The following is a 17479-nucleotide window of genomic DNA, read 5'->3' as shown; positions in this document are numbered from 1 at the left end:
CCAATGTTCCTCTGCGCAGTCTTTTTGTTGCGCATGACTGCCCCGCCACCAAGGTGGGATTCGATGTATGTCTGATGCGGTGGCATCAGATTGATCAAGCGCTGGTAGCACTTGCCTTTTCCGCCTGGATATCTCATGTCGCAAGCATCGTCAGAAATGACGATGGTGTCAAGGCGAAGCGCCGAACGGCCACCATGTGTGGAGTTCGGTTGAGGATTAGTAGTGAAATGTGGATGAACCCCGCAAGAGGCTGAGGTAATTATCTACGGATTGTTCATGAGCGAATTAAATAGCAAGCGGCTAGGCCCGATTTTCGAAATGAGGGAAGTGAAGGCGGAAGGTTGACGCTTCAGTCGACAAACAGCTTCGCACTAGTCATAGAGTCGTCGCGATCGTCTGACCATCAGAAACTGGATGAACTATACATTGGCGGAAGCGGCCCACCGGGTAGGCCGCTTTTTGAAGGCTAGCTGATCATCTCGCGCATTTTTTCCCAGGCCCACTCAACAAGCTTGCGAAAAATCAGACGCAGAATTTCCTTCACAAGCGAAGGAAAAATCTTTTTTTGCCAGTCAGGTAACCCACGCAATCCGCTCATAAGAGATCCTCAATAGACGAGCATTCTTTTGCGGGCGTGTTTCAGCCAATGTTTATTGGTCCTACCGATGGCAGGATCCAGATACGCCACGGTCGTTAATCCCGTGACATTGATTGCGCTTCGGCTGTGGCCAATGCTCCAGTGCATCAAAGCCACGCTTAGTGAAGCCTGCTTCAGTCGCCACAAATCCTATGTGCGCCCTGAGCTGATTTTGCGCCTCGATTGCCGGCGCCGATATTTGATCTGCCACTTGTTCGACCATCTAAAGGTCGCACAAACACCGTTACGAGTACCTCACCTGAAAGGTAAGGGGAGGCAGAAAATGGGCGGGCTCATGTGCAAAAAGCCACACCACAATTCCTGACTAGTTGCCAGTCTTGCCCTCGAGGTCATGAGTGTCGGAGCGGTATGTTTGCTCTGCTGACGCCTCAGTGGGCGACAATGCATCGAGCCTCATGAGCTCTGAGCGTGCCATTACGCTATCTCATCCTTAGATGCGTACAAGCTTTTTTATTTGGCAACGCAGCACCAAAGTGCACGGGCCTTGATGTGTTCCTTGCGTCCAATCGGACAGCTAAGGTGTCGCCCGTATGCAGAAGCTCAACTGGATGAGGACTACTGCTCGGCATGGGCCTAAAGGCCAGACATTGGGGCTTGAAACGCCCGGCCTCTGCTAACACAGAGTGCACGAGAGATTAGCTCGTTGCTTGATCCCATGGCAAGCAATGAGCAGTGTGTTGACGCCGATGCCGAATTGACCCACCTGCTGATGCGAGAATGAGTAGGCCACACAAATCTAGCGATTTCGCCTAGTCGGGTTTAGCAGTAAACCTACCAACTGAACTGCCTAAGCATGCTCCTTTAGGGCAGAGCTTGATTCGTCACTTCCCCAGGGGAGCTCCTTCAGCTCGGCGATAGATTGAAACTCTTTCAGGTACTCAGGTTGATGTCTGGCCAGCCACCGAACGACCGCTGCGTTAGCGAGAAGCTTTGCTAGGTAGCCTTTGATCACTGTGAGATGAAGTACATCAGGTCCGTAGCTCTCCTCCACTGTTTTGATTTTCATCTGCAGGGCGGCGAGCTCACGCTCTAGGCGAGCAATTGACTCTGCAGAGATCTGCTGATCAGGTTGGGGGCTTCTAGGTACTACTAACTGGTCTGATGGAGTGGCAGCCAAAAGTGCTTTAGCAAGCAAGACAGAAAGGTTTTTATTTCCAATCATCAGTTCAGCCGCTTCGATTTGCCTCAATGGTTTCATCTGCCGCAGAAGATGGAATACGTTTGCGGGGCAGTCTGTGTCACCCAGGAGCGAAATAGCTTCTGCGCAAATGCCATTTAACAGGCGAAATTTTTGCTTGATTGTCTCCGGTGCCAATCCAAGCGCTCTGCCAAGCCGCTCCGCAGAGACTCCGCGCTCCATCGCCCGCACTATCATTTTGTTACTCTGGACGGCAGATAATCTGTTGGTGCGCTTGTTATATGAGTAGGTGTCATCGTCCGTTGCTACGAGGCAATCGACTTCCAATTCACCTAGATCCTTGAGCGCTTCAATTCGCAGGTGGCCATCAACCAAAAAGTAATGTCCGGCGCGGCCAGGTACTGGTGTTACAGCGGGTGGTTCCACCAGTCCGACGTCCTGGATCGACGCGAGGATTTGCTGGTACTTGAGGCTTTCTTTTACCGCGGATCGTGAGATTTTAAGCGGCAGGATATTGGCTACTTTGACTCGAACGCACTCATCTAAAAAAGCATTTTTTAGAGGGTGAGTCGACTGAGGGTCTGTGGTTTGGAGCCATTTCTCAGACATCAGAGTCCCCCATTGCGAAGCCGAGCCTGTATCAGCTTGGGTATCGAATTCAGCTGTTCTGTAGAAAGAAGCTCTTCGAAATCGCTAACTGCCAAGAGTTCTTTAATCGCCTGAATGGAGAAAATGACTCGCTCATGGGTAAAAGCAGCCTTCTTCACCATCAGGCGCTGCCGCTCGGCTTCTCGTTCGAATAGTTTTCTCAAGTCTGCGGACGTCAGCCTTTTCTTCTTATTCTGGCTATCACGACCCAGTGGGCTTCCCCGCACCAGTTTGTCTTTCTTGGCACGTAGCTCTAAAAGGTGACGCAGCTTGGTAATCTTCTTTCCTTTTATTCCGCGCTCGTAGGCGTCAGTAAGTAGGTTTTGAATGTCGCTTTCACTGCTACGGGCGATATCGGCTGCCATGCTCAGAGGTATTAGCCCTGTCTCAACTGCTGATAGAAGTCTTTCTTCACCGCGTTCAAATAGACCAACAATCATGCTGACCCAAGAGGCCGTGCTGCCAATTATTACTGCGATCGCCTCATCGGTTTTGCCCCGTTGTTTCAGGCGCCCGACCTCGTTCATAAGGTCTATCGGACGATGCTGCCTTCGAGCTACGTTCTCCACCAGGCTCATGACCAAGCAGTCCTCTTCTGCGGCATCAATCACAAACGCAGGAATTTCTGTGGCTTCTAGCGCGAGAAATGCTTCAAGACGGCCTTGCCCACACACGAGGTCGTAGCTGATCTGCCCCAGAGGCGTTGCTCTAAGACTTACGGTAATGGGGCGCTTGAGTCCTACAGTTTTTATGTTTTCTATAAGCTCGCGGTGAACCTTCTTGTTCCTCGTGCGAGGATTGAGGATGTGGATATGTGATATCGGAATCAGTGCGACGCGATCACGCGAGGATGATGGGACAGTCATTGACGTGCCTCCTTCAGCGAGCAACGCGCAGCAAGTCCATCAAGTACGTCCAGCGTTGCAAAACGGTAACTGTCTATTAAGGGGCTGTTTTCTTCGGACATTTTTCGCGGCCACGCCCCCATATCCATACTGGGGATGAGGTAATAGTCCCGCACTTGTAGATTTTCGTGCTCCATGCGTACCGCGATGGTGATGTCGGGTGTCAGGCTGTTTTCAAACCGGAGCTTCCAGCGAAGAGTACCTGCCAGTGTGGATTGGCAGCGCGCGATGACCACAGACGCTGTCCATTCATCGTTAATTGTCAGTAGTTCACTCTGAATATTGAGCTCGACTGCGGCACCCACATGCTTGAAGTGTTTAACAACATCTTCAAGAACCTGCGGATGCAGCTGCCTCAGTGAGCGATTGACCTCCAAATACCGATAGTCTCGCTCTGGTGTGTAGCCGATAAGCGTATAGGCACGTAAAAGGCCGCCGAAGCGATTTATATAGGTCGTGCTGGAGGGCATGTTGTCTTGGTCATCGATGAGCATCCCGGACAACGAGCCCGCTCGCCGTAACAGTGTGCGAAGCAGCTCTAGCAGTTGTGCATCGTCCAAGCGGCGTGAGCGTTGCAAGATGATTTCGCGAACGGCTGCAAACACCTCCATTGAGACAATTCCCTGGAACGCCCCATCGCATCGAACCCATTTTTCGGGTGGGTTGCGACTGATACGTTTACGTAGCTTGGAGGACGTTTTGTTGTAGACGTTGTTACCTATGTATTTCTCGTTGGTCAGCACTTGGTGCACGCTACCTCTACTCCAGGGGCGCTCGAAATCGGTGATCAGCCCTTCGGCGTTCAGTGCATCGGCAATTTCGTGCTCACTCATCCCGTTGTGGATGAACTGGTGATAGATGTGTTGAACCACCTCGATTTCGGTTTCGGGTCCAGGAATTAAGATAACCCTGTCGGTCTGGAGACTTTTCTGTTGGCCCCGCGACAATTCTGCCTTGAATTCGCGTTTCTCATCGATCAAAGCGCGGCGCAATCCATATCCTGCCGGGCCGCCTTGATGAAAACCTTTTTCAACGAGGCGGCACTGACCAGCGAAGACTTTTTGGGAGAGCTCTCGGCTGTACTCCCCCGCCATGGAACGTTTGATGCCTTTGTAAATGGTTGCTAGAGGCGAGCCGTCGTTTTCAAATGGCTCAGCGCAATACACCACGTTGATGCCGGAGCTGGTGCAAAGGTATTCATAGTGGGCACTCTCGTCCGTGTTCTGAAAGCGTCCCCAACGACTGACGTCATAGACAAGAATCACCTGATACTGGGTATGTCCGGCCTGGACGTCGTCAAGCAATCTGCGCAGAGCATCGCGGCCGCCGATATCTAGGCCACTTTTCCCATCGTCTTGGTAAGTTGTGACGATTTTCATGCCGTGGCTCATGGCGTAAGCATGGATGGCTGCTGATTGGTTTTCCGTGGAGTAGCGTTGGTGATCAGTAGACATGCGAACGTACTCCGCAGCTGGCACCAAGCTGTCAGAGCAGTTAGTTGAATCTGATCGCATGGACGGAGAGGACAAGTAGGCTCCTCTAGGCCAGAGAAGGCTGGCCCATTCGATTCAGCTTAGCGATGCGTTGTGACGAGATGGTGACGAGTCTTGGGTCCGCCTGAAGCGCGGGCATCGAGATCAGGTTCCCCGCCTCCAGGGTTCCTCAAAGGAAAGGTGCCATAGAACGCTTTTTCAGCACCCAGAACCAGGGGCAGATTCACAACCTCCCGGGCACCACGTTCTTGAATATCAACAGCGTGGCGACTACGACTCTTAGAAGAACGCATGCTTTACGCTTCGGCAGCTTGAGGCGGTGATGTGAAATGGATCGTGCATGTTTTAACACCAAACACCTCATCGCGGGCTCGCTAATAGGACGCCGGCTCAAGGCTGGGGCACTAGCGAAAATCTCCTCATTAGTCTTCCCGTCGTCCTGGACTCGTTGGCTTGCATCCTGGCCAAGCGCGCCCCGGTGAAGGTTCACCATTACGGCATCGAGATAGCAAAAGTGGGCTATCACTCTGCCGAGCTTGCTGAACTGCGTATGCGTTTTTCAGAGGGAGCAAAAGTAAACGTCCGCTTACGAAGCGTCCGGATTGCTGGAGAGCATGGAGTTTGGGGTGTCGCAGCCTCGCAAAAGGGTAGCTTGAGCACATCCATAAGGAAGTCACCAATTCGACCCGGCTTGGCTAGAATCCCTTATCCGGACGCCTGCTGATCATCCGTATCGTAGGATGGATAGAGTGAAGGTGACGCAGGAAGAGTTTGGCGACCTGTTGGAGCTTTCCTAGGCCTTAGAAGAGGTATTCAAACCACTTTTTCACTGTAAATCACAGTGGTTAATAGTAAAAAATGGTTTACATGAAGGGCACAGGACGTGGTCTATCATTAGGCCTAAGCTGAGAGACGCCATGATTGGGAAACGCACATTTATTGGGATGTTGATGCGGCAAGCGCTTGAAGCAATGCGGGAGGCCCAAGCTGCGGAGGCCAGCCTTGGCAAAGCCTGAGGTAGAGCGCCTCAGCTATTGGCGAATTTGCTTTATCAGGCCGCTATTGGCTTTCAGCTTTTGAAGGCGGGCAAGCCACCGTCAACCATTCACAGAGTAGTTACGGCCAATGACGAAAAAATTTCCCATCATTTACCCCGACCATCCGTTGTACACCGACGCTGTCGAGGCGGTAAAGCGTTATCACGACGCTCAGGTCAATGGTTGTCCTGATGATGAAATCCGGCGCCTGCGTCAGATAGCTGAGACGCAATTTCGAGCTGTTAACGAGTACCAACTCAGTGCGCTGGGCCGCCAACCTTGTACCGTTAACTGATCGAAACGCATTACTTAATGCTCGGTCAGGCGCGCAGATGAGTTTTGTTGGTTGGTGGGGCTCGATGAGAAGGGCCGTCCGGCTCGCAATTACAAGCGATCCGCCTGTAATCACGGATCGGCAGAAGCAGTCGAGCGGGCTTCACACAACCCAACGGAAACGGTGCAAATGGATAATGCGTTGCTTGAGAAAGTTGAAAGGCTTGTGGATGAAAAATATCTTTCCCTTGATTTACCCCATCTGGACTGGACGCTTGTCGCCTGGTACCTGCTGACCGCGTTCGAGGATCATCAAATCTGGATGTTCCGGATTGCTGCCAAGGATGAGTCGCAGAACCAGAAACTCGAAGACTTGGTCGACCGGCTCAAATACTCCATCAAATACGCACTTCTGCGGGCAAAAGCTGAGGTCAAGACGGACTCCAATCATGAGGTTCCTCGGAAAACATCTGACATTTTGTGCCGTCGAGCGATTGCTATTATTCAGGAGGGCGTGAAGTACAGCGCGGCTATGCAGATCATCTCTTCTGTATACGGCAAGAAGGTGGCCTTAAAGCAAGTCGACAATGCCATCCAGCTCGAAGTGTTTGATGACGTTTACCACGATTCCTCCTATTCCGTTCTGGAGGTGATAGGCCATATCGAGCCAGGGGTCATCACGTACTCCTTGATACTGCTTGCCTGGATGAAGGCGACCGATGATCTTCCGATCGTTTTGAGGCTGATTGCTGAGACAGTAACGTTGAAAAAACGAGTTCTACGCTATGACTACCTGCCGCACCTCGCCCATCAGCTTGCGCTGGATCTCAATCAGCAACCTTTTCTCATTCCCGATGGTTGGGTATTCGAGTGGGGAGGTCGCCCGGAAATTACACTTCTGCTCAACGCCTTGGCGATCAGGTGCATGTACCACCTTACGGCCGTTGAATTTGGTGCTCGGAGATACAAATTGAAGCGCGGAGGTGACGAATCGCTGATACTGATTCTGAGCCGAGAACAACTGATCAGTGACCTGATCGAAATGTCCTCCATAGACGAAACAGCTGTAGGCTTATTCGTTGACCGTCTCACATTTGGAAATCAGGTGGACGCCCCTGATCCTGCGCTCCAACCCTTCATCAAGCTAGCCGGCGGCAAGCTCGCGCTGCCCTGCACACACATCATAAGTTCCCATCTAGAACGCAATTTGCTCACCCTGCAGGCCCGTCAGGAACCGAAACGATTTAATGCTCAAAGTGGGTTGTTCGAAGACAAGATGGTTGAGGATTTTTTGGCAAAGGTCAGTACCAAGTGGCCTCTTTACAGAGCTAATGTACACGTGGCGCTGGGCAAAGTGACCGAAGAATTGGATCTGATTCTGGTGGATCCGCAGAGCAAAACGGTTTTCATTGGTGAGCTCAGGTGGATGCTCCCGCCGGGAGATCCCCGGGAGGTGACCAATAGAAAGAACGTCTGTGGTGAAAAGGTCGTGCAGTTGCGAAGAAAGTACAACGCTGTTAAAAAACATCTGACTGACCTGCTGCAAAACGTGTTTGCCATTCAGTCAGATGACTCTTGGGAAGTCTGTGGTGCGGTCATCATCCAGGGCTTTGGCGGGGCGAGAAGCGCCGACGATGATCTTCCGGTGATGGTCAAGTACATCGCCGAGGTCGGACTGGAAGGCTCAGACAGTCTTCGTCAGTTCGCTGCATGGAGTACATCGCTGGAATGGCTGCCCCAAGAAGACGTGCATTTCGACAGAGGTCACGGCCGAATTGAGACCAGCGCGGAAACGATTGAATACTCAACGCTCGGGATCATCTGTACACCCTATGCGTACCGTCAATTCTTGGTTGAAACGTTGAAGCGTTTTTCGCCACAGCCGGAGCCTCTGGAACAATCCATTCCAGCTTGACGGATATCCCGAGCTTTGGCCGGAGACGGTTCGTGCGTTGGTAGTGCACTCCGCCGAGTGGACGGAACGAATGAAAGCCGAGTTTCTGGCTGGCGAAGCGAAGTCAGATTACGAAACACTGGTTCGTACCTGTGGTTTTGGCGTCCCGGATATCGGTCGAGCACTTTGGAGCGCATCCAATTCATTGACTTTGGTGGTGGAAGACTCACTGCGCCCATTCACGCGACAGGGATCTAAACCGGCAACGGCTCGTGACATGCACCTACACCTACTTCCTTGGCCTCAGCAGGAGCTGCTCAACCTGGGCAACGAGGAGGTCGAGATGCGGGTAAAACCCTGTCCTACTTCGTGGAACCCAATCCGGGTGTGGCACAGCGTGGTCTTAAAGGGCGCTATCGATACGAGTCTCATGGGTTGCGCTTTGAGGTCAGTCGATCCGGCGAGGATGCGACACTGTTCCGCCAGCGCATCAACAAACGCGCCCGGGAAGAAGATGATGACGCCCCGTACCTGAGCAGCGCTTCAGATCCTCGGTGGCTGATGGGTACACGGGGTCGCCATAAGGGATCGCTACACTCTGACACCTGGCGAGGGCCTGCCTCGGATTTGGCAGGGTTGGGGATGATCGGCATTTATCCTGCGCCCGGATGGTGAAAAACATTGGTTAAGCAACAACGCTACAACGACGACGTGAGGTACAGCCTGGTCGTATCGATCAAGACGCAGCAGACGGAAGTCGACCTGGACAACGCTGTGGATATTGCGATTGCCAATGCAACGGCGATCGTTATCTGAGAAAGACGGCGCGTGCGATTACGCGCGCGCCGTATGAATCGTCAACAGGGTCTGTCTGTGCTGGAGGCCCACACCACAGGTAAACATCTACAACTGGGCTGACTATATGTTTCATCCCTTCAATAACCGGTAGTACGTTCTCCTCCTTGATAGTTAAGCAGTTGCTTTTTGTCCGCGAAAAATCGGCACGTTAGAGCTTATAGGATTGGCTCCTCACCTCATGTGAGTCAGCACTAATCCACCGCGGCCATGGGCTCTGCTGCCGACTGCTTTGTTCAACACAAGGAAACAAGCAGGCCGTCAAGGAATTACTCACTGCGTTCCGCAATTTCACTTAAATATCGGTGGTTTACCTAACCAATATTGGCGAATGGGGATGTAGGAAGGTGAGGCTGGACGGGATGCCAGAGAGTCATAGTTACCGCTTACCATAGAATCCAGCGATCTCAACAATCTGGGAAAAAACACCACGAAACCCTGAAAAGTCAATATTTGAGAAAGGCGGAGCACCACTTACGATGTAATCGGCAAACTTATTTTTTGGTAGAGCAACATTTCGTCGCTCCACCATGTCGATGACATTGTCATCATATATGAGCGACTGCTTATTCATTCGGCAGAAAAGATGTGCCTCACCTTTGAAGCATCCAAGTGAGTCGAACTCTTCCTTCGAATATAATCGTCGGCCTTGATTGTCGGGGATATATAGCTGTGAATCATTATAGAGGTGCTCGATGCAAATAATATCAGAGTCTCTGAAATCTGGTACTGGAATGATGAGACTAAAAACGTTGTTGGTGTGATCGCGATAATTGCCAGGAGATCCACCCATTTCGCTGATAATTGGGCGCTCGTCGCGGTCGAATACGCAGATTGTAAGATGCTTTTGAGGAGCCTCACTTAAATGCTCGCAGAGCGCTTTAAGCACCGAGCTCCCAGGCTTACGAGTATTCCTGAAGTTGAGATTAAGATTAGTGAACTCGCCACGTGCCTTGAAAAATTTTAGCGCTGTTTCAAGATGCTTACAGTCTGTTATCCCTTCCGCGTATACATGAATTTCATCAGTAAGCGACCGAAGAATTTTTCTCTCATCAAGACGATAAGTGGGATCTAGAGACTGAAGCTTCTTCGCCAATGTCAAGAATACCGGATCGTTGTAACCCTTGACGTGGCCGATGTGGTTAATTTTTCCTCTAATTACCCAGCTTAGTCTCGGCAAGGAATCCCCCCACCTGTTGCGATCATCTATGTGTTCGCGCCAATATTCTTCAGCTTGCTTTAAATCATATTTATCCCATGCATAAAGAGCTGCACGGACTGACTTAATATACTCCTTGGGTACATTGAGCTTACGATTGACAATCACTCCGGTAGCCAATTGCCTTTCAGCTCGGTTGCGTAAAATCGTCTTACTTAGGTTCAGCTGAAACCCAGCGCCCCCAATTATCTCAAGGACGTCATCGCTGAGCTTCACTACCCCGTTGGAACCGCGCTCAGCGATGGCTGACGGAAACAAGCTACCATTATTTGAGATGAACACATCGTCGGAATAGCGTGTGTAATAGCATTTATTCTGCGAGGCCAGCTCTTTCAGTTTGTAATCAAGGCCGCGACACAAAATATTACTGATTATCGGACTGGTCGGGGCGCCCTGGGTTAATCTGCCGGCCTTGGTACAAAGCCGAGCGATAGTCTCCGCTACATTTTTGGAAAAATTGAAAGGAGGATGACGAAAAAGACCGGCTACTCGTACTGCGGAGATAGTATGGAAAAAATCTTTGAGGTCAAATCGCAATAACCATCGCTGGTTGGTGTGAACTGCGGCGTGCTCTACGATACCCCTGCCTTTTACATAGGCAAAAACGCAACTACGTGCCTTATAATTAGGCTCTATTAACGTTACAATATTTTTTTGTATGTCTTTGAGACCCTTCACAGGAGCCTCAATCACTCTCACTCCGCCATTCCGTTTGGATATATTGAAGGTTTTATATTTGCTTTCTTCATCAAGGTAATAAGCATAATAAGTAAGCTTGTTCACCGAAATGCCCAATAAGACCGCTAATTCTTTATTCGAAGAAATGCTGATCTTAGGAAACTGGCCGAAAGGTAGCGATGCGTCCATTGCAAAAACCTGACTGAGGGGGTGGGTTACTCAGGACTCCAACATCCGCCAAAGTACACGGCGGCGCGACGCGAAGCGTCAAAGGTAAAAGCGCTACAAGCTGAGACGTATACATCTCAGAAATGCGAGTCCTGAGCCCCGGCTAAATACTATCGAGAGAGGATAGATCGGGCAAGCTGCTCGTTCCGAGACATCGCCTGCGGCAGAGGAAAAATATTCATTCATGATTAATCAATCTGGGGCAAGGTGGTACTCAAAATCAGGGTGCGTTTTTACCCTGCGCCAGTCCCAGTGCGTTGTCTTTGTGCCTGTCGCCATCTGCGAATGCACTGTTCAAGCATTCAGCGGCCTTGTGAGATCGGGTGGGTGATGGTATCAAAGCCCTAAAGCCTGCGAAGGAACACGGCATGCATCAGGTCTTGGTGATTGACGACGCGGTCGTGGATATCGAACAGCTCGTAATGGCGCTCAGGTCACATCACATCGTTGTGATCAATTGCACCATGCGTCGGACGGCTGAGAAGCTACGACACGAAGCCGAACAGGTGATGAAGCGCGGCAAGCGCGAGGAGCCTTATATCGATTACAACGAGTTCGAGATCACCGTCGAAGCTGAAAGGTGGTTTGCGCCCACCATGTCTCATTCCGAGCTCAATGACCTGAATCTGTCGGATACTTGGAAACTGGTCGAGCGCGCCATGCGGGTATGGGTGTCGCGTGGGCGGGCCAATCACTTTCTCTACACCAATAGATCGCGAACCGTTGCGACGTCGGCGGGTTGACGTACAGAGCGCCCATAGCCCCGGTCCGTCGAGGCTTATTGCCGCCACCACCGCAATCCTTAACTAGCGGGCAGGCGGGTTCTGCGCGATCCAGGCATTGGTGCCACTGTTAGCTTGGGCGTAGTAATGGTTGCGCGTCAGCTCGGATACCCAGAGCTTGTCGTCGCCATCCATGAAATTCCTGAGGTGGTCATGCAAGCCCTTTGCGGTGCTGTTATAGGCCACCAGCCAAAAGGACTCCTGCGAGCGATGCGCCCCGAGACGTTTGAGTTCATCGATCAACAGCTTGTAGTCTTTATTTTTTATGAGGTCATAGGACACGGTGAAGCTAGTCATGATTGGCTCCGGACAGAAATGTAATTGGAGGAGTCGAAGGGCCGCTCGCAATGATGCGGCCCATTCAGAGCATTAGGTCAGATCGATGGTGGTGGCGGTCGAGCCATAGGTCTTTACTGCGACGATCCCCTGGTCGCGGGCGTAGGCCGAGCTGTAGGTCTGGCTGGTGCCGATGATCTGATTATTCGCAGCACGCAGTACGAAGTACGGGCGCAGGTTCTGTGCAACGCGTTTATCGTAGTACTGATCGTATGGCGAATGCGTTTTGCAGGAAGCAATCCCGTTCTCGCAGCCGGATTTCTGGATATAGCCCTCGCTGGCTAGGATGATTTCGCCATTCGGCGCTTTCAAGTGGAAGTAGTACTGGTTGTTCTGGGAGGAGCGGAAAATCTCATAATGTGCAGCCATGTGAACCTCGGATGAGTTACGAATTAATGAACAAGCCCGGTAATGGCACTTGTTGTGGGCCGTAATTGGCTTGAACTGAAGGCTACGCAAGGTGTCGTTAGTGGGCTAGGCGCCAACAATTGGATCCATTACCGGGCGTTTGTTCCTCCACTGCGTTGAGAGGTTTTGGCTAGGCAATGCAAGTTTTCAGCCTCAAACGTGAGCAAAGTCTCACGTTGATGCGGAGCTGTGGGGGTTGTAGAGCTGATACCCTAGCCCATTATGCGCACGAGGTATAAAGCATGAAAAAGATTGCAATCATTGAAGATTCTCCTGATACGAATAATGCCCTTGCTGGGTTTTGCAAGAGCATTGGCGGGGACATTGAAGTTCATCAGTTCTTTGATAGAGAAAGCGCCGAGAAGGCGATTGTAGAAACGGCTTTTAGTTTAGTTGTATTGGACATCGAATTGCTGCCGGAGAAAAATGCTGGTGTTGGAATACTGCGAACAAATATAAGTAACCACAAGTCACCGGTCATAGTGGTCTCCGGACTTGATGCCTCATTGTATCGTGGTGTCATGCGCCAACTGGATGTTTGGGACTATATGGAAAAACCCATTCCTCCGGACGGACAAGAGTTTGTCGAATTGGTACTGCGGGTGCTCAGGGTCCAGACTGGAACGAGTGTGGAGGATAAGGGAGCGCTGATTACATACGACCAATCCACGACAAGAATGCGCTTCAAGAATAAAGCGTTGAATATCCCACAGACGGCCAAGAATATTCTCTGGCGGCTCTACGAACGCAGAGGCTCTTATGTCCCATATGCCGACTTTTTCGAGTTGGTGAAATCAGGCCGTAACCCTGAAGCTATTCGTCAACACGTTAAGAATATACGTGACGCCTTAGAGGAGGTGGGTGAGTCGCCGGATCATGTTGTTGTAATCAGGATGAAAGGTGTGCAATGGCAAGACTGCGTCAATCCTTAAGCAAGTTAAAAGGGAATCTTTACCGAGCGAAGGCTCGAGTGCTGATCGTGGGCATTATGACCGGCATGGTCTTGCTGGTGTTTTTTGGCACGATTGCAGTGTTGCGGTTCAGCTATGTTTCAGTAGCACAGCAATACCAGGCAGCCATTCAGAGGACGTTACAACGTGTCGCGGCTGAGTTCGAAAGTTTGGAGGGTGACATTGCCTTTTCTAACTTCGGAGAGCAGTCTTCAGATGGACACGGTGTGCCCGTGGCAAAATTGCCACTTGAGTTTATCAATGTCATTCCTGGCCATGTCGAAGATCTCAAGCCGCTCCTAGGCTGCAGCTTCACAACCCTGCAGGATTCACGTGATCAGCTGTGCGCTGGGGTGTTGGAAAATCGCGATTATGGCGCGCTGGTGTACCTTCGCGGTACGTTTCATGTCGACAGCGAGCTGACTTCACCGACCTATGCGAAATCCCCATTCACGGCACACCACTTCAGCGTGGCGGTGACCGCACGGGGGCGTACCAGCAACTTTGTCGCCACCTTCGATCCGGTGCGCCGAGCGGATGCTTCGACCGCCAAGCTTTTCTCTCCAGCATGGAGCATTGCTGGTTTCAAAACCACCAAGCAAGGGGCCGATGATTTTACCCGTGAGCGCGATATCAAGGGTCGTATTCTGGCTCACCTGACCCCTGAAGGAGCGGTCAGCAGCTACGAGTTCATTCTTCAATTACCCTTGTATGCTTACCTCGAAGCGCCGGAGGCGCAGACCATCTGGCCTCCTGAAGATATTTCTCAGGCGAGAGTCGCGTTGAAGTTGCTTGGACCTATCGGTGACGGGCAAGGCCAGATACTCATGAATGGCCTAGAAACCAACGAGCGACCTGTATTCTCTTTTGAGTCCATGTCGCAGTACTTGTCACCAGGAGAAAGCCTTCGCTTCATTGCTTCACCCGGAAGTGATCCTATCGAGGTGTTTGCTGGTAACCACGGTGGCCGCTATGAAAGCCGCTCTGCGCTGGCACGCTTGGCCAACAGAGTCGTTGAGCTGGTGACGCCTTCGATTGCTACTCAGAAAGCCGTCGTACTCTCCAATGGCGGCAGGATAGAGTTGAGCGGAAACCCTGCCTTGGTATTAGGCGGGTGGAGCGCTGCAGCAAAAGCAATTTTGGCGTTTGCAGCGATCCTTGGCACTCTCTTGGTGATAAGTGGTTTCGCGATTCACCACTATGTACTGGCACCTCTAAATAAGGTCAGGCGTAACACTATCTATATGCGAGGGCGTTACTCGGATGCGGATGATTTCAAGTTACCGTACTTGATCTTAAATCAGCACGACGAAGTGGGCGTGCTATGGGCAAGTATTGAAGATTTGCATAAATCTATTACCACATATGGGCGAGAGGCGCTGGAGAACGCCAAGAATGAAAGCGATATCCTTCGCGCCATTGGCCATGAAATCAAGTCTCCCTTGCAAGAGCTGCTGATACGTCACAATAAACCCGACGATCCCAGTGCCAAGAGCCTTAAGCGAATGTCCTATGCCTTAAAAATGCTCTCCGGTAACCCTACGGCGCCGAGTTCCGGAAAGTCGCTCGGCCCCAAGGAAGCGATTAGCGCATCTCGTGGCCACCTCACCAAAGAAAACGTGGTTGAGTATCTGGAAAATGCCGCCGAATCCAGTGATGGGATTACCTTTGCTCATTCTTCCGGCTCGTTGTATGTCAGTGCCGACGGCGACATGCTGGAAGCATTACTGACCGCAATCCTGAATAACGCCAAAGAGTTTCGAAATCAGGGAACGGAAATCACTCTCAAGGTGTTCGCCGACGCAAGCTGGGTTTTAATCGAGGTAGGTAATCAGGGGCCACAGATCCCGCCTGATCTGATTGACGAAATCTTCGAGTACGGCGTGAGCAGCCGTGACTCGGACGGTGAACATCAGGGTTTAGGGCTGTTCGTTGCCAAGCAGTATGTAAAAAAGATGGGGGGCGACGTTCACGTCAAGAACGTCGAAGGTGGGGTGCGGTTTGCAATCAAGCTCGCGAGGGCACATTGACGCCCGATAAGTCGTGAGCTGCGCCTAGGTATAGTTGGTTAGGTTAGTCCTCAAAATAAAGAGCGCAGGCTAAACAAATGCCGGTAATTACGGCCATGTATGCTGCCCAAACGTTAAATTGAATAGAAAGTTCAGTAAGCTTTCGGGCGGCCTCAGCCGATGCATCAAGTGCGTCCATCTGTTGCTTGGCAGAAATATGCCAGAACATTCCAGAAACCAAGCTGAACACTGCGGCAACAGCTGAAAGTCCCCGTTTGATTGTAATGCGAATAGTTTCTCGAACCACTGAATAAATTACTCGTTAGAAAGTAGTTTCGGCTCTATTAAAAACTTTAGTTCGAGCCCCGTAAGCAAGGTTGGTGAGGGCCTTATGCTGCCTATCTAAACAGCAGCTTTATCCGTATCGACGCATTCAACATTGATATTCGACAGACGTGACGCCGCTTCCAACAACGCAGTAATAGTCGTCTGGTTTAATGCGAGTGCGACACGGCCATTGACTTCCAATACGCGAGCGCTTGGCAACTCTCCAGCCGAGGAGGTCACGGCGCTCAGGGTCGCGACCCCACCAGAATAGACAATAAGCCGAACGCGAGGCACATCGAGAGGTTCACCAAACAGATGCTTTGCAGACTCAGGAGATACGCTTGCGGATAGTTGGCGCGCTGTGGCGCCTACTTCAATACCGTCGTTATTAAAAAAGGAACGCACCAGGATTCCGACAGTTTCCTCAGGGACAATTGTCGTCCATTCGGTCAGTTCCATCTCCATGGGAATTTCGCAAGGCTTGAGCCCCAAATTAAAGATCGACAAATAATAATCTTGCGATGGCAATGCTGAATCAACGAGCCGTAACTTAGGGTTTTGCATTTGTTCGAAAAAATAAATTCGCGTAATTACCAGTTTTTGTTTGTCGCGCAGTGATACATGAATATCTACTCTGGACTTCATTGGCTTGATCCCCTGCGGCAGCACTTTGTACCACTCGTAGAATCCACCGCAGCCGACGCTGATCGGTGAGTTCACCGCCAGTCCGTTTAGGTAGTCACTTTCTCGATAGAGCATTTCGCACGAGATGCTCTCGGCCAGGTACTCGGTTGTCCTCCAATGCGCGGCCCCAGAAGCTGTCTTCACACCCTGAAGTCGGTGGTCCTCCCTCTCAATAAGTTGTCCAACAAGCTCTGCCCCACTTCCTGCTGCATAGCAGACGCCAAAGAACTGGGTGTCGATTCGCTTGACCGAATTATGTGTATAGGGCATGCGATGGTCGGACGCATCAATTAAGACCCCTAGCAACCAAAACTCTCCCGCTCGCGACGACTGTTTTAAGACACGATCTATCAGCTCTTTATCAACTCTCGCGCACTCATCATATTGATACTTATTACGAAATGCTTCGGACAGATTGTCGAGGAAATGAATAGCGGGTGTGCACGACCCTGCGAACGCCAATACTCCTGAGTTATTGGGGAGAACAAATGTCTTCCGTGCTAGTCTCGATATATGCCACCGATCACCTCCTTCTCCCCACTGCGACTGCACGTCTCCAAGGGCAGGCAGCCAGATTTTTTTGACTTCCCGTGGGTCCTCCCCGTCCACACTTAACAGAGTGTCAGCTACAATATGTGGGTCCGTCTCAGCGTTCAAAAGCGCTATTGCAGTCATATCAAACGTTCACAAGGTATAATAAAGTCACCAAAAAGCAAGTGCCGTGAATCCCAAAGCACCAATGATCCCCCATCAACTCGAATCTTATCTCGCGGCCGCAGTTATGAGAAGAGTCAAAGATGACTTTGCCTTTCGTAATTATACCCGCCTGACTTGCCACATTTAGCGCGGCGCTGTTTTGTGAACCGAATGCCATGAGTGAGATTCCTCTTTGACTATCTTAACATCTGTTATCGGCCTAGAAGCCTAAAACTGGAAGTTAGGTAGTGGGTAGTATTT

At 51.1% G+C, this 17479-nt stretch carries 15 protein-coding genes and 1 pseudogene; 6 read left to right on the top strand and 10 right to left on the bottom strand.

Annotated features, from left to right (window positions below; all coding sequences use genetic code 11):
• Window positions 1-2 precede the first annotated feature (2 nt).
• The 5 genes and pseudogenes from CRN80_RS31555 to CRN80_RS08490 all read right to left on the bottom strand — a co-directional run.
• Window positions 3-86, bottom strand: a pseudogene (locus CRN80_RS31555) (DNA adenine methylase); the annotation flags it as partial.
• A 380-nt stretch (window positions 87-466) separates the two neighbouring features.
• Window positions 467-598, bottom strand: coding sequence for a hypothetical protein (locus tag CRN80_RS31550; RefSeq protein WP_256588769.1), 132 nt, complete (start codon window positions 596-598; stop codon window positions 467-469).
• 847 nt (window positions 599-1445) lie between these two features.
• Window positions 1446-2405, bottom strand: a complete 960-nt coding sequence (locus tag CRN80_RS08500; protein ID WP_098949963.1) for a plasmid partitioning protein RepB C-terminal domain-containing protein — start codon at window positions 2403-2405, stop codon at window positions 1446-1448.
• Window positions 2405-3310, bottom strand: coding sequence for a plasmid partitioning protein RepB C-terminal domain-containing protein (locus CRN80_RS08495; protein ID WP_098949962.1), 906 nt, complete (start codon window positions 3308-3310; stop codon window positions 2405-2407). The genes CRN80_RS08500 and CRN80_RS08495 overlap by 1 nt, the downstream gene beginning before the upstream one ends.
• A complete protein-coding gene (locus tag CRN80_RS08490) occupies window positions 3307-4803 on the bottom strand; it encodes a recombinase family protein (RefSeq protein ID WP_218197445.1) in 1497 nt (498 codons plus the stop codon). Before CRN80_RS08490 ends, CRN80_RS08495 begins: the two co-directional genes overlap by 4 nt.
• A 1164-nt stretch (window positions 4804-5967) precedes the next feature.
• Between CRN80_RS08490 and CRN80_RS31545 the strand changes: the two genes are divergently transcribed.
• The 3 genes from CRN80_RS31545 to CRN80_RS31540 all read left to right on the top strand — a co-directional run bounded on the left by CRN80_RS31545 (window position 5968) and on the right by CRN80_RS31540 (window position 8862).
• Entirely contained in the window at window positions 5968-6174 is a 207-nt protein-coding gene (locus CRN80_RS31545; RefSeq protein WP_098949960.1) for a hypothetical protein, read from the top strand.
• Between the two features lie 168 nt (window positions 6175-6342).
• Window positions 6343-8067, top strand: a complete 1725-nt coding sequence (locus CRN80_RS08465; protein WP_098949959.1) for a hypothetical protein — start codon at window positions 6343-6345, stop codon at window positions 8065-8067.
• A gap of 660 nt (window positions 8068-8727) precedes the next feature.
• Window positions 8728-8862, top strand: coding sequence for a hypothetical protein (locus CRN80_RS31540; protein WP_256588767.1), 135 nt, complete (start codon window positions 8728-8730; stop codon window positions 8860-8862).
• A gap of 418 nt (window positions 8863-9280) precedes the next feature.
• On the opposite strand, the gene CRN80_RS08455 is transcribed toward CRN80_RS31540, so the two are convergent.
• Window positions 9281-10987: a reverse transcriptase family protein gene (locus tag CRN80_RS08455; protein ID WP_098949958.1), complete on the bottom strand. Its 1707-nt coding sequence runs from the start codon at window positions 10985-10987 to the stop codon at window positions 9281-9283.
• A 407-nt stretch (window positions 10988-11394) separates the two neighbouring features.
• Between CRN80_RS08455 and CRN80_RS08450 the strand changes: the two genes are divergently transcribed.
• Window positions 11395-11769, top strand: a complete 375-nt coding sequence (locus CRN80_RS08450; protein ID WP_098949957.1) for a hypothetical protein — start codon at window positions 11395-11397, stop codon at window positions 11767-11769.
• A gap of 63 nt (window positions 11770-11832) precedes the next feature.
• On the opposite strand, the gene CRN80_RS08445 is transcribed toward CRN80_RS08450, so the two are convergent.
• Complete coding sequence (locus CRN80_RS08445) at window positions 11833-12105, bottom strand: CRISPR-associated protein Cas2 (protein WP_098949956.1); 273 nt, start codon at window positions 12103-12105, stop codon at window positions 11833-11835.
• A gap of 72 nt (window positions 12106-12177) precedes the next feature.
• Complete coding sequence (locus CRN80_RS08440) at window positions 12178-12513, bottom strand: YegP family protein (protein WP_098949955.1); 336 nt, start codon at window positions 12511-12513, stop codon at window positions 12178-12180.
• Between the two features lie 281 nt (window positions 12514-12794).
• Here CRN80_RS08440 and CRN80_RS08435 point away from each other — a divergent pair, with 281 nt between their 5' ends.
• Together CRN80_RS08435 and CRN80_RS08430 are read left to right on the top strand one after the other, a co-directional pair.
• The gene (locus tag CRN80_RS08435) at window positions 12795-13484 is read left to right on the top strand and encodes a response regulator transcription factor (RefSeq protein WP_098949954.1); all 690 of its coding nucleotides are present in this window, start codon (window positions 12795-12797) and stop codon (window positions 13482-13484) included.
• Complete coding sequence (locus tag CRN80_RS08430) at window positions 13460-15532, top strand: HAMP domain-containing sensor histidine kinase (protein WP_098949953.1); 2073 nt, start codon at window positions 13460-13462, stop codon at window positions 15530-15532. The genes CRN80_RS08435 and CRN80_RS08430 overlap by 25 nt, the downstream gene beginning before the upstream one ends.
• Before the next feature lie 43 nt (window positions 15533-15575).
• On the opposite strand, the gene CRN80_RS30505 is transcribed toward CRN80_RS08430, so the two are convergent.
• Both CRN80_RS30505 and CRN80_RS08425 read right to left on the bottom strand, forming a co-directional pair.
• Complete coding sequence (locus tag CRN80_RS30505; RefSeq protein WP_138183506.1) at window positions 15576-15818, bottom strand: hypothetical protein; 243 nt, start codon at window positions 15816-15818, stop codon at window positions 15576-15578.
• Window positions 15819-15913: 95 nt separating this feature from the next.
• The gene (locus tag CRN80_RS08425; protein ID WP_098949952.1) at window positions 15914-17197 is read right to left on the bottom strand and encodes a hypothetical protein; all 1284 of its coding nucleotides are present in this window, start codon (window positions 17195-17197) and stop codon (window positions 15914-15916) included.
• Between the last annotated feature and the right edge of the window lie 282 nt (window positions 17198-17479).

It is taken from the genome of Pseudomonas sp. FDAARGOS_380, assembly GCF_002591235.1.
Taxonomy (GTDB): Bacteria; Pseudomonadota; Gammaproteobacteria; order Pseudomonadales; family Pseudomonadaceae; genus Aquipseudomonas; species Aquipseudomonas salmasensis.
The sequence above is the reverse complement of the archived record's forward strand: the minus strand, read 5'-3'. Positions and strand labels throughout refer to the sequence as shown.